The 15,508-nt window shown below is 65.3% G+C and carries 10 protein-coding genes; 8 read left to right on the forward strand and 2 right to left on the reverse strand.

All coding sequences use genetic code 11. From position 1 onward, the window contains the following. Positions 1 to 196: 196 nt before the first annotated feature. The 4 genes from QYQ99_RS14520 to QYQ99_RS14535 all read left to right on the forward strand — a co-directional run bounded on the left by QYQ99_RS14520 (position 197) and on the right by QYQ99_RS14535 (position 7,014). Positions 197 to 1,795, forward strand: coding sequence for an AMP-binding protein (locus tag QYQ99_RS14520; RefSeq protein WP_302088814.1), 1,599 nt, complete (start codon positions 197 to 199; stop codon positions 1,793 to 1,795). Positions 1,796 to 1,863: 68 nt separating this feature from the next. Further along, complete coding sequence (locus tag QYQ99_RS14525; RefSeq protein WP_302088815.1) at positions 1,864 to 5,160, forward strand: acetyl-CoA carboxylase family protein; 3,297 nt, start codon at positions 1,864 to 1,866, stop codon at positions 5,158 to 5,160. A 211-nt stretch (positions 5,161 to 5,371) separates the two neighbouring features. Further along, positions 5,372 to 6,514: an aminotransferase class V-fold PLP-dependent enzyme gene (locus tag QYQ99_RS14530; protein WP_302088816.1), complete on the forward strand. Its 1,143-nt coding sequence runs from the start codon at positions 5,372 to 5,374 to the stop codon at positions 6,512 to 6,514. 89 nt (positions 6,515 to 6,603) lie between these two features. Continuing rightward, positions 6,604 to 7,014: an FKBP-type peptidyl-prolyl cis-trans isomerase gene (locus tag QYQ99_RS14535; protein WP_302088817.1), complete on the forward strand. Its 411-nt coding sequence runs from the start codon at positions 6,604 to 6,606 to the stop codon at positions 7,012 to 7,014. Here QYQ99_RS14535 and norR read toward each other — a convergent pair whose 3' ends face one another. Then, on the reverse strand, positions 7,015 to 8,601 hold the full coding sequence (norR, locus tag QYQ99_RS14540) for a nitric oxide reductase transcriptional regulator NorR (protein ID WP_302088818.1): 1,587 nt from the start codon (positions 8,599 to 8,601) through the stop codon (positions 7,015 to 7,017). Positions 8,602 to 8,760: 159 nt separating this feature from the next. On the opposite strand from norR, the gene hmpA reads away from it, so the two are divergent. After that, entirely contained in the window at positions 8,761 to 9,939 is a 1,179-nt protein-coding gene (hmpA, locus tag QYQ99_RS14545; RefSeq protein ID WP_302088819.1) for an NO-inducible flavohemoprotein, read from the forward strand. Between the two features lie 397 nt (positions 9,940 to 10,336). Here hmpA and QYQ99_RS14550 read toward each other — a convergent pair whose 3' ends face one another. Beyond that, complete coding sequence (locus tag QYQ99_RS14550; RefSeq protein WP_003050615.1) at positions 10,337 to 10,582, reverse strand: DUF3297 family protein; 246 nt, start codon at positions 10,580 to 10,582, stop codon at positions 10,337 to 10,339. A 152-nt stretch (positions 10,583 to 10,734) separates the two neighbouring features. Between QYQ99_RS14550 and QYQ99_RS14555 the strand changes: the two genes are divergently transcribed. From QYQ99_RS14555 to QYQ99_RS14565, 3 genes are all read left to right on the forward strand, one after another. Further along, complete coding sequence (locus QYQ99_RS14555) at positions 10,735 to 12,060, forward strand: DUF445 domain-containing protein (protein ID WP_302093182.1); 1,326 nt, start codon at positions 10,735 to 10,737, stop codon at positions 12,058 to 12,060. A 361-nt stretch (positions 12,061 to 12,421) separates the two neighbouring features. Next, positions 12,422 to 14,443, forward strand: coding sequence for a ligand-gated channel protein (locus tag QYQ99_RS14560; RefSeq protein WP_302088820.1), 2,022 nt, complete (start codon positions 12,422 to 12,424; stop codon positions 14,441 to 14,443). An 81-nt stretch (positions 14,444 to 14,524) separates the two neighbouring features. Next, positions 14,525 to 15,493, forward strand: coding sequence for a siderophore ABC transporter substrate-binding protein (locus QYQ99_RS14565; RefSeq protein WP_302088821.1), 969 nt, complete (start codon positions 14,525 to 14,527; stop codon positions 15,491 to 15,493). Positions 15,494 to 15,508 lie beyond the last annotated feature (15 nt).

A 15,508-nucleotide genomic window follows, 5' to 3' on the forward strand; every position in this document is an offset into this window, starting at 1 on the left:
GGTATACATTGACAAGACGCCGAGCAGCAGATTGCCCTAAGGCAATCCCTGAGAACGCCCGCAAAGTGGCGCCGTTGCCCGGCTTTCACGATAGGACTTACGCAGACAAGGATTCATCAGGACCGTCTTCCTGAGACAAGGCGTTTGCCTGAGTTTGATTTGCGTAAGTCGTGCACGAGACACCCAGGAGACAACCATGGCTGAATCCGAGATCCTCATTGCCCTGCATGAGGCCTTGCGCCGCAACGCACGCCAGCATCCCGAGCGCGATGCCTATATCTGGTACGGGCAGCACATCAGCTGGCGCCAGGTGGATGAGGCCAGCGATGCCGTGGCCGCGCACCTGCAGCAGCTGGGCGTGAAGCGGGGCGAGCCCGTCGCCCTGTTCATGAACAACTGTCCGCAGTACATCGTTGCGCATTACGCGGTGCAGAAGATCGGTGCCATCGTCTGCCCCTGCGGGCCGCTGAACAAGGAGCACGAGCTCGAATACCAGCTCAACGATCTGCAGGCCCGGATCATTATCGCAGCCGATGTGCTGCTGCCCGTGGTGGACAAGGTGCGCAGCAGCACGGCGCTGCAGCATGTGCTGGCCGTGCGCTATGGCGACTGGCTTCCGGCAGTGCCCACGCTGCCCCTGCCTGCCGAGCTGCAGGCTCCCGTGCAGCAGCTGCCCGCCGATGTGACGTCGTTCTGGGATCTCATGCACAGCGCTGCCAGGCCTTCCCCTGTCGAGGTGGACATGGACGATGTGGCGCTGATGACCTATACCTCGGGCACCACGGGCCTGCCCAAGGGCGCCATGCTGAGTTTTGGCGCGGCCGCGTACAAGACCGCCGGTGCGTCCCGGGTGACCGGGGTCAGCGCCGAGGATGTCCTGCTGGCCGTGGCGCCGCTCTATCACATCGCCGGCATGTCCATGGGCGTGAACATGCCCGTGCATTCGGGGGCGCCCTGCGTGCTGCTGCATCGCTTCGATCCGCTGGCCGTGGCGCAGGCGCTGGAGCGCTATCGCGTCAGCTGGTGGTACAGCATCGCACCCATGAATGTGGCGCTGATGCAGGTGCCCGGCGTGGAGAAGATGGATTTCAGCGCGCTGCGCCGCAACACCGTCACCAGCTTCGGCATCACCTACACCGAGGATCTGGCGCAGCAGTGGCGCCGGTTCGCACCCAACGCCGTCTCCAGCGAGGCGGCCTACGGCCTGTCCGAAACCCACACCATGGATACCTTCATGCCCGGCGATGCCATCCGCTGGGGCACGCATGGCAAGCCCGCGCCGGGCAACGAGATCCGGGTGATAGATCCGGAGACCGGCGCGCCGCTGGCATCAGGCGAGGTGGGCGAGATCATCATTCGCGGCCCGGGCAACTTCAAGGGCTACTGGAACAAGCCCGAGGCCACGGCCAGGACGCTCAAGGACGGCTGGGTGCATACCGGCGACATGGGCAAGTTCGATGCGGACGGCTATCTGACCTTCATCGGCCGCTTCAAGGAAATGATCAAGGTCTCGGGCTACAGCGTCTTCCCCGAGGAGGTGGAGACGATTTTGATCAAGCATCCGGCCATCGCTCAGGCGGCCGTGATCGGTGTTGCCGACGCCCAGAAGGGCGAAGTCGTGCGCGCCTTCATCGTGCGCAAGCCGGGGCAGAGCCTGGAGGCGGACGGGCTGCTGGCCTGGAGCAAGGAAAACATGGCCAGCTACAAGGCTCCGCGCGAGGTGCGCTTCATCGATGCCTTGCCGGCCACCGGCGCAGGCAAGGTATTGCGCAGATTGCTCAGAGACATTCCCTGAGTCATTGCGCCAAAAGTGGGTGAACCCCTTGGCTGGTGAGTGCTAGAAGCTATTCAAACGAGAGTCCTATGTTCAAGAAAGTCCTGATCGCCAACCGCGGTGAAATCGCCCTGCGCATCATCCGAGCGCTGCAGGAGCTGGGCATTGCCAGCCTGGCGGTGTACGCCGCCGATGATGCACAGGCCCCGCATGTGCAGGCTGCAGACGAGGCGCAGGCACTGGGCGCCAGCGGCCCGGCAGCCTATCTCGATGGCGCGCATCTGCTGCGTATCGCGCAGCAGCACGGTTGCGACGCGCTGCACCCGGGCTATGGCTTTCTGAGCGAGAACGCGGACTTTGCGCGCGCCTGCGCGGCAGCCGGGCTGCGCTTTATCGGCCCGACACCCGAGCAACTGGCGCTGCTTGGCGACAAGGCCAGGGCCCGTGCGCTGGCGCAGCAATGCGGCGTGCCCCTGATGCCCGGCAGCACCGAGGCCGTGACGCTGGAGCAGGCCCAGCAGTTCTTTGCGCGCCAGCAGGCCGACGGGGCCAGCGGCATCATGATCAAGGCGATTGGCGGCGGCGGCGGGCGCGGCATGCGGGCGGTCACCGAGGAGGGCGATGTGGCGGCAGCCTACCAGCGCTGCCGCAGCGAGGCGCAGGCAGCCTTCGGCGTGGACGGCGTCTATGTCGAGCGGCTGATGAGCGGCGCGCGCCATATCGAGATTCAGTTGCTGGGCGACGGCAGCGAATGGCCCATGGCGCTGGGCGAGCGCGAATGCACGCTGCAGCGGCGCTTTCAGAAGCTGGTGGAGATTGCGCCCAGCCCCAGCTTGACGCAGCCGCTGCGCGAGCGCATCACCGAGGATGCGCTGCGCATGGCGGCCAGGCTGCGCTACGAAAGCCTGGGCACGTTCGAGTTTTTGGTCGATCTGCAGTCCGAGTCCCTGCCCTATGTGTTCATCGAGGCCAACCCGCGCCTGCAGGTGGAGCACACGATTACCGAAGAGGTCTTCGGCGTCGACCTGGTGCAGGCCCAGATCCGCATTGCGGCGGGCGAGCATTTCGCCGATCTGGGCCTGAACGTGAATGCCCCGCCCCGGCCGCGCGGCTATGCCATGCAGTGGCGCATCAATGCCGAAACCCTGGATGCCCAGGGCCACTCCCGCCCCGGCAGCGGCCGCATTGGCGAGCTGCAGTGGCCGCAAGGGCCGGGCATACGCATGGACAGCCACGCGCAGCAGGGTGCCAGCCCGTCGCCGCACTACGACACGCTGCTGGCAAAGCTTGTCGTGCACAGCAACGCGCCGCATTTCGAGGATGTGCTGCGCCGCTCCCGGCGCGCGCTGGCCGACTGCCGCATCGCGGGCTTGGCCACCAATGTGCCGCTGCTGCAGGCCCTGGCCCAGCGGCCCGAGATGCTGGATCAGACGGTGCACACGCGCTGGCTCGAAGAGGTCCTGCCGCAGTTGGTGGATGCTGCAGAAAAGATAGCTTCAAGCGCAAGTGATTCAAAGAATTCAAATACTTTTGATGCTGAAAACAAGGTGCATCAAGCGCATCAAGCTCCTGAAAATGCTGTGCTGGCCCCCATGCCAGCCAGGGTCGTGCAATGGTCCGTGGCCGTGGGCGAGACGGTGGCCAAGGGCGCCGAGCTGGGCGTTCTCGAAGCCATGAAGATGCAGCATGTGCTGCTGGCCCAGGCTGCAGGCCATGTCCTGCAACTGCTGGCAGAGCCCGGCAGCTATGTGGCGCAGGACCAGGCCTTGCTGGTGCTCGCGCCCGCACAGGGCGAGGCGGCGCATGCCGAGGTGCAGGCGCAGTTGCAGGATCCGGACCATATCCGGGACGATCTGCGGCGCGTCAGGGATCGCCATGGCTTCACGCTCGATGCGGCGCGGCCAGGCGCCATGGCCAGACGCCATGCCCAGGGCAGCCGCAGCGCGCGCGAGAATATCGCCGATCTCTGCGATGCAGGCAGCTTCATCGAATACGGGGCGCTGGCGATTGCCGCGCAGACACGCAGGCGCAGCCTCGACGATCTGGTGGCCAACACGCCGGCCGACGGCATGGTCACCGGCATGGGCTCCATCAATGCCGCGCAGTTCGGCGCAGAGCGCTCGCGCGCCGTGGTCATGTCCTATGACGCCACGGTGCTGGCCGGCACCCAGGGGGCGCGAAATCACGCCAAGACCGACCGCATGCTGGGCATCGCGCTGCAGCAGAAGCTGCCCGTGGTGCTGTTTGCCGAAGGCGGTGGCGGCCGGCCCGGCGATACCGATACGCCCGTGGTCGCGGGCCTGCATGTGCATACCTTCGCGGCCTATGCGGCGCTCTCGGGTCAGGTGCCCGTGGTGGGCATCACCCATGGCCGCTGCTTTGCGGGCAATGCCGCGTTGCTGGGTTGCAGCGATGTGATCATCGCCACGCGCAGCAGCAATATCGGCATGGGCGGACCGGCCATGATCGAGGGCGGCGGCCTGGGCGTCTTCATGCCCGAGGAAGTCGGCCCCGCCAGCGTGCAGCATGCGAATGGCGTGATCGACATCCTGGTCGACGACGAGGCCCAGGCCGTGGCTGCGGCCAGGCACTATCTGTCCTTCTTCCAGGGGCGCATCGACCAATGGTCCGAGCCCGATCAGCGCCTGCTGCGCCAGGTCGTGCCCGAGAACCGTCTGCGCGCCTACGACACCCGCGCCGCCATGGCCGGGCTGGTGGACGAGGGAAGTCTGCTGATGCTGAGAGTCGGCTTCGGCGTCGGCATTCACACGGCGCTGGCGCGCATCGAGGGCCGGCCCGTGGGGCTGATGGCCAACAACCCGGGCCATCTGGGCGGCGCCATCGATGCCGACGCAGCCGACAAGGCGGCGCGCTTCATGCAGCTGTGCAATGCCCACGGCATCGCCATCGTCAGCCTGGTCGACACGCCCGGCTTCATGGTGGGGCCGGAGATCGAGAAAACCGCCCAGGTGCGCCATGTCAGCCGGCTGTTCGTCATGGCGGCCAAGCTGCGCGTCCCATACTTCAGCGTGGTGCTGCGCAAGGGCTATGGCCTGGGCGCCATGGGCATGACGGCGGGCAGCTTTCATGCGCCCATCTTCAATGTGGCCTGGCCCACGGGCGAGTTCGGCGCCATGGGGCTGGAGGGGGCGGTGCGGCTGGGCTTTCGCAAGGAGCTCGAAGCCCTGCACGAGGGGGCTGAGCGCGAGGCGCTGTTTCAGAAGCTGCTGGCCCAGCAATACGCGCATGGCGAGGCCATGCACATGGCGGCCACGCTGGAAGTCGATGCCGTTATCGACCCTGCGGAGACCCGCGCCTGGCTGGTGCGCGGCCTGGCCGGTGCGCGCCTGCGCGAGGGTGAAGGCCGCTTCGTGGACACATGGTAAACGCGGATGGAGATTTCGCATCTGCAGCGTTTTATCGGCCAAAATCTTTGATGTACAAAGCGCTTGCAGCTCATGTTTTTGATATGAACTGCATACGTAAAACCATATTCCGGCTCATGCTAAGCTGATTGTCTTGCACCAGCGCCCCGGCGGCCCAACGGCTGCTGCTGGGTGTTTTTGACTGCCCAGTATTTGCGATTGGAGATATCCCATGCCCGGACTTTTGCCCGACGTCGATCCCGATGGCCTGCTTGAATTTTCGGTGGTCTACACCGATAGAGCGCTCAACCACATGTCCAAGAAGTTCGTGGGTGTGATGCAGGACATCCTGGGCATGCTCAAGGATGTCTATCACGCCCACACGGCCGTGCTGATTCCCGGCAGCGGCACCTTCGGCATGGAAGCCGTGGCGCGCCAGTTCGCCAACCGTGAGCGGGTGCTGATCGTGCGCAACGGCTGGTTCAGCTACCGCTGGACGCAGATCTTCGATGCCGATGCGGGCCTGGGCGGCGGCTCCGTGGTCTGCAAGGCGCGCAAGCAGGGCGAGGGCAGCCAGGACCCCTGGGCCCCATGCCCGGCAGCCGATGTGGCCGAGACCATTCGCGTGGAGCGCCCCAAGGTGGTGTTTGCCCCGCATGTGGAGACGGCCAGCGGCATCATGCTGCCCGACGAATACCTGCGCACCGTCGCCGACGCTGCGCACGAGGTCGGCGCGCTGTTCGTGCTGGACTGCGTGGCCTCCGGTGCCATGTGGGTCGATATGGAGAAAACCGGCGTGGACGTGCTGATCTCGGCACCGCAAAAGGGCTGGAGCAGCTCGCCTTGCTGCGCCATGGTCATGCTCTCGGCGCGCGCCCGCGAGGCCATAGAGCACACGCAAAGCTCCAGCTTCTCCTGCGACCTGAAGAAATGGATGCAGATTGCCGAGGGCTACGAAAAAGGCCAGCACGCCTATCACACCACCATGCCCACGGATGCGCTGCTGCGCCTGCGCGACGTGATGCTGGAGACGCGCGAGTACGGCTTTGCCAAGGTGCGCGAAGAGCAGATGGAGCTGGGGCGCAAGGTGCGCGAGCTGCTGCAGTCGCGCGGCTTTCCCAGCGTGGCCGCCGAGGGCTACAAGGCTCCCGGCGTGGTCGTGAGCTACACCACGGACGCGGAAATCCAGAGCGGCAGCGCCTTTCTCAAGGTCGGCCTGCAGACCGCCTCGGGCGTGCCGCTGCAATGCGATGAAGGCCCTGACTTCAAGACCTTCCGCATCGGCCTGTTCGGCCTGGACAAATGGCATGACTCGGATCGCTCCGTGGCGCATCTGTCCAAGGCGCTGGACGATATCGGCATTGCCCGGACCTGAGTCAGGGGGGCCGGCAGCATTGCTGCCGTGACATTTTTTCGACCCGACTTCGTACTAAAGTCGGGTTTTGTTCATTCAGCGCATCCGATATGAAAAAAGCAATCTCCGTGATCGGTCTTGTATGGGCCATGGGTGCTGGCACAGTGGTTCATGCTGCGCCGGTCACCACCGCCAGCGGGCTGATCTATGAAAGCCAGGTTGAAGGCACCGGGCCCAATCCCAAGGCGACGGATACCGTCAAGGTGCATTACCGAGGCTACTTCCCCGATACCGGCAAGGAGTTCGACAGCTCCTATGCCCGCAAGCAGCCCATCGAGTTTCCGCTCAATGGCGTGATCCCCTGCTGGACCGAGGGCGTGCAGAAGATGAAGGTCGGCGGCAAGGCCAAGTTCACCTGCCCGCCAGCCATTGCCTACGGCTCACGCGGCGCGGGCCGTGCCGTGCCGCCCAATGCCACGCTGAACTTCGATGTGGAGCTGCTGGGCATCCAGGGCCGCTGATCAGGGCCTGTCGATCTCAAGCCGCCTGGCCAGGCGCTGCAGATTGGCACGATCGAGCTGCAGCTCGCGCGCTGCGGCGGCCCAGCTGCCCTGGTGGCGGGCCAGGCTGGCGCTGACCAGCTGGCGTTCATAGGCGCTGACAGCGGCGCGCAGGCCGCCCTCGGGCGCTGCTGCTGCGGTGGCCGGCTCAAGGGACGCTGCCGCCTGTTCGGCGGCAGGCGCCTCGCTCCGCACCCAGAGATCCGCCACCCCCAGCGTCACGATGCGCAGCCTGGCGCCGGGGCGGCTGGCGCTGCCGTCATTGCGGCTCAGGGCCCTGAGCACGGCACGGCTGATGCAGTGCTCGAGCTCGCGCACATTGCCGCTCCAGCTGCGATTGAGCAAGGCCGCCTGTGCGGCCGCATCCAGGCGCAGGCCGCCGAGCCTGAGTCGGGAGCGGTTCTCCTCCAGGAAATAACCCGCCAGCTGCAGCACGTCGCTGTCGCGCTCGCGCAGCGGCGGCGCATTGAGCGGATAGACATTGAGGCGGTGATAGAAGTCCGCGCGCATGCGCCCGGCGCGGACTTCCGCAGCCAGGTCGCGGTTGGTGGCGGCGATCACGCGCACATCCACATGGTGCTCCCGGTCCGAGCCCAGGCGCTGCAGCTGGCCGCTTTGCAGCACGCGCAGCAGCTTGGCCTGCACGGGCAGCGAGAGCTCGCCGACCTCGTCGAGAAACAGCGTGCCCTGATGCGCCTGCTCGAACTTGCCGCTGCGCTCGCTCAGCGCTCCCGTGAAGGCCCCGCGCACATGGCCGAACAGCTCGCTCTCGACCAGGTTGTCGGGCAGGGCCGCGCAGTTGATGCTGACCATGGGCTTGCCGGCACGGCCCGACTGCGCATGCACGGCCTGCGCCACCAGCTCCTTGCCGGTGCCGGTCTCGCCGGTGATGAGCACGCAAAGATCGCTGGCGGCGACCAGGGCAATGTCTTTCTGCAGCTGGCGCATGACGGGGCTTGCGCCCTGCAGTGCGCGCTCCTGCGGCGCGGCCGCTGTGGCAGCGCCGGTGGCGCCGCGCGCGAGCTGGGACAGTTGGTGCACGCGCTCGGCCGTGGCCACGGTGGCCGCAGCCAGATTGCTGAAGGCCTGCAGCATGGCCAGCGCTGCAGGGTCGGCAAACCGGCCCGGCTCCAGTGCATCCAGCGTCAGCAGGCCCCAGGGCAGGCCGCCCAGTTGCAGCACGCAGCCCATGCAGTCATGCACATGCAGCTCGCTGATGGCCTGGCCCTTGTGCGCCACCAGCCCGTCATAGGGGTCGGGCAGGGGACTGTCGGGCTCGAAGCGCATGGCCTGGCCGGCCGCCAGCAACTGGGCAAAGCGTGGATGCTCGCCCAGGCGAAAGCGCCGGCCCAGCGTGTCCGGCATCAGGCCGTCGATCGCCATGGGGCGCAGCCATTCGCCTTCGAGCTTGAGCAAGGCCACGGCATCGGCGGGCAGCAGGTTGCGCAGTGCGGCCAGCAGACGGCGCAGACGTTCGCGCTCGGACAGGTCCTGGGCCAGATCGGCGATCAGCGGGCTGACGGCGTTGAGAATGTGGGATGTTGTCATAACGACAGCGCTTTGTGTCAAAAAGACATCAATTGAGCAATGTCATATTGACTCATATTTTTGCAAGCCATTGTTTTGCAATGGTCTTGATGCTGGCATGCCGTTTGCATTTATCCGTTCAAGCCTTGCAGCTGGCAAGGCAGCAACCAGGAGATTTGCATGCTTACCGAACGTCAACGCGAAATCGTCAAGGCCACCGTGCCGCTGCTGGAAACCGGCGGCGAGGCGCTGATCACGCATTTCTACCAGACCATGCTGGGCGAATACCCCGAGGTGCGCCCGCTGTTCAACCAGGCGCACCAGCAAAGCGGTGCCCAGCCACGCGCTCTGGCCCACAGCGTGCTGATGTATGCCAAGAACATCGACCGCCTGGAGAACCTGGGCAATCTGCCCGCCCAGATCATCAACAAGCATGTGGCGCTGCAGGTGCAGGCCGAGCATTACCCTATCGTCGGCGCCTGCCTGCTGCGTGCCATTCGCGAGGTGCTGGGCGCCGAGATCGCCACGGACGAGGTGATCGCCGCCTGGGCTGCGGCCTATCAGCAGCTGGCCGATATCCTGATTGCTGCCGAGCGCAGCGCCTACGATCAGACGGCTGCCGCCGAAGGCGGCTGGCGCGGTGCGCGCGCCTTCAAGCTGGTGCAAAAGCAGGCCGAATCGGCCGAGATCACCTCGTTCTATCTGGAGCCTGCGGACGGCGGTGCGGTGATCGCCCATCAGCCCGGCCAGTACATCGGCCTGCGCGTGGTGGTCGACGGCGTGGAGCAGCGCCGCAACTATTCGCTGTCGGCGCCTGCCAATGGCAAGAGCTATCGCATCAGCGTCAAGCGCGAGGCCGGCGGCAAGGTCTCCAACCATCTGCACGACCAGTTGCAAGTGGGCGATACGCTGGAGCTGTTCCCGCCCGCCGGCCACTTCACCTTGCAGGGCGGCGCCAGGCCCCTGGTGCTGATCAGCGGCGGTGTGGGCATCACCCCCACGCTGCCCATGCTGCAGGCCGCGCTGCCCACGGGGCGCGAGATCACCTTCATCCACTGCGCGCGCGATCGCGGCGTGCACGCCTTTCGCGAGAAGATCGATGCGCTGGCCAGCCGCCATGAGCAGCTCACGCGCCGCTATTGCTACGACCAGGCGGACGCGGGCGATGAGGTGGATGCCCAGGGCCTGCTGAGCACCGACCGACTGGCCCAGTGGCTGCCCGCATCGCGCGATGCCGATGTCTACTTCCTGGGCCCGCGCGGCTTCATGCGCAGCGTCAAGCAGTCGCTGCGCGAGCTGGGCGTGCCCGATGCCCAGGTACATTACGAGTTCTTCGGACCGGCCGAAGCTCTGGCTTGACGTTATCGCACCTCCTGAGCGGTTTTGCCTAGGCGGCCCCACCGCTTCCCCCTCTCTCTACGCGCTGCGCGCTAGGGGAGGGGGACGATACCGTCGCTGGGGCAGCCCTCGCTGCGGGGCGGCCCTTGCTCGGTGTCCCTCGTTTTGGGCGCGCCGGTTTTGAGCGCTGTGATCTGCAAACCAATGGATGCTCATAAAAAAAGAGCTGCTAGCGCATGTTATTACTAGGTTTCAGTGCTTAAAGCATTTGAAATCCATGTAAATAAAGCGCAAGCAGCTATCTTTATTGAGGCGGCGATTGGGCTCATTGCTCTTTGAACTGGGCGAACGCCCAGTGAGAGACATCGAGCAAGGGCCTGGTGGGCGGCACCGCCCAGGCGCAAAGCGCCTCAGGCGGTCAACGGTAGTACGCTTCGACCGTGCCCTTGAGCTTGATCAGCAGGGGCTTGCCCTTGCGGTCCAGGGTCTTGCCGGCGGGCACCTTGACCCAGCCTTCGCTCACGCAGTATTCCTCGACGTCAAAGCGGTCCTTGCCGTTGAAGCGGATGCCGATATCGTGCTCGAACACGGCGGCCACATGGTGGGGGCTGCGAGGGTCAACGGACAGGTGGTCGGGCAGTTCGGGGCGGGTGGCTTCGGTCATGATTTTTCGAGAGTCAGGCAATACAAGAGCGCTATTTTCGGTGCAATTGCAAAAGCCTGCCGCCTGCTGTCGCAATGGCGCATGACAGGCAATGCGCCGTCATCCGTACCGCAGGCATAGGCGAGCAGGCCCGACTCGCCTATCCTTGCGCCATGCTCACCGAAGAACAACGCCTGTCCCTGCAGCGCGCCAAGCGGCTGCCGCTGATTTTGCTGCTGCTGGTGACGGCCGGCTTCATCGCCACGGCGCTGGCGGGCTCGCGCTGGGGGCTGCAGGGCCAGGCCGTGCCGCTGTGGCTGGTGTGTCTGCGGGCCATCTGCGAGGCCGCCATGGTGGGAGCGCTGGCCGACTGGTTTGCGGTCTCGGCGCTGTTTCGCCATATTCCGCTGCCGCTGGTGGGGCGGCACACGGCCATCATCCCGCGCAACAAGGACCGCATAGGGCGCAACCTGGCCACTTTCGTGCGCGACAAGTTTCTCGATGCGCCTTCGCTGGTGGCGCTGATCGAGCGCAACAACCCGGCCCAGGCGCTGGCCGACTGGCTGACGGCTGCCGCCAACAGCCAGCTGCTTGGCAGGCAGGTGGCGCGGCTGGCGCTGGCCGCGCTGGAGATGGTGCAGGACCAGCAGGTCGAGAAGTTTCTGACCCAGTCGCTCAAGGCCGTGATGCAGCATGTGGACCTGTCGCGTGCGGCCGCTTCGCTGCTGTCGGGGCTGACGGCGGGCGGGCGTCACCAGGAGGTGCTCGACGATGTGCTGGCGCGCATCAGCCGCGTGCTGCGCCAGGAGCAGACGCATGTGATGATCGCGCAGACCATCGTGGTCTGGCTCAAGCGCGAGCATCCGATCAAGGAAAAAATGCTGCCCACGGACTGGCTCAGCGACAAGGGCGCCAGCGTGATTGCCGGCGCTCTCGACAGCCTGCTGCAGGACGTGGCCCAGAACCCCGGCCACCGTCTGCGCGAGGCTTTCGACAACTCCATACAGCGCCTGATCGACGGCCTGCAGCACGACCCGGCCTACGCCGAGCGTGTGGAAAAGCTGCGCAACTATCTGCTGCATGACGAGAAGCTGGCCGTCTACCTGCGCGAGCTATGGGCCGGCTGGCGTGCCCGGCTGGAGCGTGATCTGGCCGACGAAAACTCGGCCATGGCGCGGCGCGCTGCCGTGATGGGGCGCTGGCTGGGGCAGGCGCTGGCGCATGACGAGGCGCTGCGCAGCTCCATGAACGAGCGCCTCAAGCGCTGGGCGACGACGCTGGCCCCCGATGTCTCGCAGTTCATCGCCAGACATATTGCCGACACGGTGCAGCGCTGGGATGCCGAGCAACTGGCCACGCTGATCGAGGCGCATATCGGCAAGGATCTTCAGTACATACGCATCAACGGCACGCTGGTGGGCGGCGCCATCGGTTTGCTGCTGTTTCTCATCTCGCATGCCGCGGCCCTGTGGCGCAGCCTGCTGGCCTGGCTGGGCTAAAGCCTGTTCACGACCAGGCCGCGCATGCCGCTGCCGGGCGATGCTGGTTTGAGGTCTTGCCAAAGTACTTAACCGTAAAAATTCTTTGGAAGGCCTGTTGGTTACGTTTACAATGAGAATTATTCGCAACAAGAAGACCTTGCTGCAATCTTTGACTCAGCCAGGCATGCCCATTGAATGGCCGCATGCCGCCATGCCCAGCTGCATGGTGTAGCCAGGGGCGATCTCATGTGCAGATCGTGATTGCCTTCTTCATCACTCCAACAGCGCGAATGCTTCGCTGACCGGCACCTGCTGTCCGTGGCTCCGGCCATGGGGCGCAGCCTTGCCTGGTCGATGTGCCTCTTTTTCCAAACTCATCATGCCAATTCATGCAGCCGCTGCTGCAGGCTTCGCCACGGCCTGCGTTTCTTCGTCTTCCCGTCCCTTGTCCACCGCCCGCCGGTCGCTGCGCCCCATGCTGGGCATGGCGCTGGCGGCTGCCGGCCTGTTGACTCACGGGCTGACGGCGGCTCAGGAGAAATCTCTGGAGACCGTGGTGGTGACGGCCTCGGGCTTCGAGCAGGAGATCAAGGATGCGCCCGCATCGATTTCGGTCATCACGCGCGAAGAGCTTGAAAAAGGCAGCTACAACAATCTGCACGATGCGCTGCGCGACGTGCCCGGCGTGAACCTGGTGCCTTCGGACAACAATTCCAACGACATCAGCCTGCGCGGCATGGGCGTGAACTACACGCTGATCCTGGTGGACGGCAAGCGCACCAACACGCGCGAAACCCAGGCCAACGGCTCCACGGGAACCGACCAGAGCTGGGTGCCGCCCCTGGAGGCGATAGAGCGCATCGAGGTGGTGCGCGGCCCCATGTCCTCGCTCTACGGCTCGGACGCCATGGGCGGCGTGATCAACATCATCACGCGCAAGGTGGCCAAACAGTGGATGGGCTCCATCCGCACCGAGGCCACGCTGCAGGAGCGCTCGTCCTCGGGCAATATCTACCAGAGCAATTTCTATCTGTCCGGCCCCATACAGACCGATCTGCTGGGCCTGAGCATCTACGGCAACTACAACAGGCGCGGCGAGGACAACATCCTCAACGGCTACAACGACTACGACAACCGCGCACTCAACGTCAAGCTGGCGCTGACGCCCAACAAGGACCACGACATCATTGCCGAACTGGGCACGGGCAAGCAGCACTACACCTCGACACCGGGCAAGACGCTGGCTGCCACGGCTGCACTCAGCGACCGAAAGTTCGAGCGCGACAACTTCTCGCTGCAGCACAAGGGACGCTGGGGCTGGGCGTCCTCTGACACCTATTTGCAGCAGGAGAAGACGCGCAATCTGTCGCGCGACATGACCATCAAGAACACGGTCTTCAACAGCAGCTGGGTGACGCCGCTGGGGGCCAGCCATCTGCTGACCACGGGCGTGGGCTACAACGAGCAGGATCTGAAGGACACCACCACCAACACCTTGCCCAATGCCAGCCGCACCAGCATCAACCGCAGCCAGTGGGCCGTGTTTGCCGAGGACGAATGGCGTCTGCTCAAGGACTTTGCACTGACCGGCGGCCTGCGCTACGACCATGACAGCCAGGCCGGCGGCCAGGTCAGCCCGCGCCTGTATGGCGTGTGGAATCTGGCGGCGCAGTGGACGATCAAGGGCGGAGTCTCCACGGGCTTTCGCGCGCCGTCGCTGCGCCAGACCGTGGGTGACTGGGGTCAGAGCAGCCGTGGCGGCAATATCTACGGCAACCCCGATCTGAAGCCCGAAACCTCGCTGACCAAGGAAATCGGCGTGCTCTACGACAGCGGCGCGGGCACCACGGCAGGGCTGACAGTGTTCGACAACGAGTTCGAGGACAAGATCACCCGCGTGGCCTGCCCCAGCTGCGGCCCGCTCAACAGCTCGGGCCGCGTGCCCACCACGAACATCAATGTGGACAACGCCATCACGCGTGGCCTGGAGGCTTCGCTGGGCACCCAGCTGAGCCGGGCGCTGCGCCTGAAGACCAACTACACCTTCACCAAGTCCGAGCAAAAGAGCGGCGAGTTTGCCGGCCTGCCGCTGAATCAGCTGCCGCGCCATCTGTTCAATGTCTCGCTGGACTGGAGCCCGACGGCCCAGCTCAACGGCTGGCTCAAGGCGTCCTACCGCGGCAAGGAAAGCGCGCCCACGGGCGGGGCCTCCTCAGGCAGCTTCACCCAGAAGAGCTACACCATGCTGGATCTGGGCGGCTCCTACAAGCTCAACAAGACCGTCACGCTGTACGCGGGCATCTACAACCTGCTGGACAAGCAGGTCATCTATGACGGCGTCAATTACGACACCGTGCTCGACGGCCGCCGCTACTGGCTGGGCATGAACGTCAAGTTCTGATCCTGGTCATCGCAGCCCGTTGCCGCAATGCGCGGCAAGGGCTGCCACTCCTTCTACTGTTTCCGCTTTTCAAGGTACTTCATGCAAGCACTGAACAGCCGTCGCGCCACCACCGTGGCCCTGCTGATGATGGCCGGCGCCGCCTGGGCGCAAACGCCGCAGGCCCTGTCGTCTGCGGCCCAGCCCGCCCGCATCCAGGTCGAGCATGCCCGGGGCGTGAGCGAGCTGCCCCTGGCTCCCCGGCGCGTGGTGGTGTACGACCTGGCTTCGCTGGACACCATGCAGGCGCTCAAGCTGCCGGTGACGGGAGTGCCCAAGGTTCATTTCCCCGCCTATCTGGCCGGCTATGCCGATGCCCGCTACCAGGTGGCAGGCTCGCTGTTCGAGCCCGACTACGAGGCGCTGAGCCGCATCCGGCCTGATCTGATCGTGGTGGCCGGCCGCTCGGCCAGCAAGTACGAAGCGCTGAGCCGGATCGCGCCCACGCTGGATCTGAGCACCTCGGGCAAGGACTTGCTCGGCGATATGCAGCGCAATGTGACCGCACTGGCCAGCCTCTGGGGCAAGCAGGTTGAGGGCGCGCAGCTCATGCAGCAGGTGCGCAGCGATGTGCAGGCCACCCGCGCTGCCGCAGCCAGGGCCGCACCGGGCCTGCTGGTGCTGGCCGTCAACAAGAACATGAGCGCGCAGACGCCGGGCTCGCGCTTCGGTCTGCTGCATGACGTGCTGGGCGTCAAGCCCGCCTTGCCTGCCGATCCGGCGCAGGCGCGCGGCATTGCGCTGAAGATGGAAGATATCGCCAGGATCGATCCAGAATGGCTGTTCGTGATCGACCGCAATGCGGGCACGGGCAGCACCAGGGACAAGGACGGCCAGCCGGTCCTGCCGTCCCGGCTGCTGTTTGACAACGACATCATCCGGAGCACGCGAGCGGGCCGAAAGCAGCAGCTGGTGTTCGTCGATCCGCAGCTCTGGTATTTGCTGGGCAGCAGCGGCCCCCAGGCCATGCGGGCCAATGCGCAGCAGATCCGCGCCGCACTCGAGCGCTAGTCTCCGTGGGAAATC

This window comes from Comamonas testosteroni (assembly GCF_030505195.1).
GTDB classification, from domain to species: domain Bacteria; phylum Pseudomonadota; class Gammaproteobacteria; order Burkholderiales; family Burkholderiaceae_C; genus Comamonas; species Comamonas testosteroni_G.

What these genes read in the sequence shown, in the direction of transcription:
- QYQ99_RS14520 (WP_302088814.1), top strand. Translation starts at nt 197, where the DNA reads ATGGCTGAATCCGAGATCCTCATTGCCCTGCATGAGGCCTTGCGCCGC.
- QYQ99_RS14525 (WP_302088815.1), top strand. Translation starts at nt 1,864, where the DNA reads ATGTTCAAGAAAGTCCTGATCGCCAACCGCGGTGAAATCGCCCTGCGC.
- QYQ99_RS14530 (WP_302088816.1), top strand. Translation starts at nt 5,372, where the DNA reads ATGCCCGGACTTTTGCCCGACGTCGATCCCGATGGCCTGCTTGAATTT.
- QYQ99_RS14535 (WP_302088817.1), top strand. Translation starts at nt 6,604, where the DNA reads ATGAAAAAAGCAATCTCCGTGATCGGTCTTGTATGGGCCATGGGTGCT.
- norR (WP_302088818.1), bottom strand. Translation starts at nt 8,601, where the DNA reads ATGACAACATCCCACATTCTCAACGCCGTCAGCCCGCTGATCGCCGAT.
- hmpA (WP_302088819.1), top strand. Translation starts at nt 8,761, where the DNA reads ATGCTTACCGAACGTCAACGCGAAATCGTCAAGGCCACCGTGCCGCTG.
- QYQ99_RS14550 (WP_003050615.1), bottom strand. Translation starts at nt 10,582, where the DNA reads ATGACCGAAGCCACCCGCCCCGAACTGCCCGACCACCTGTCCGTTGAC.
- QYQ99_RS14555 (WP_302093182.1), top strand. Translation starts at nt 10,735, where the DNA reads ATGCTCACCGAAGAACAACGCCTGTCCCTGCAGCGCGCCAAGCGGCTG.
- QYQ99_RS14560 (WP_302088820.1), top strand. Translation starts at nt 12,422, where the DNA reads ATGCCAATTCATGCAGCCGCTGCTGCAGGCTTCGCCACGGCCTGCGTT.
- QYQ99_RS14565 (WP_302088821.1), top strand. Translation starts at nt 14,525, where the DNA reads ATGCAAGCACTGAACAGCCGTCGCGCCACCACCGTGGCCCTGCTGATG.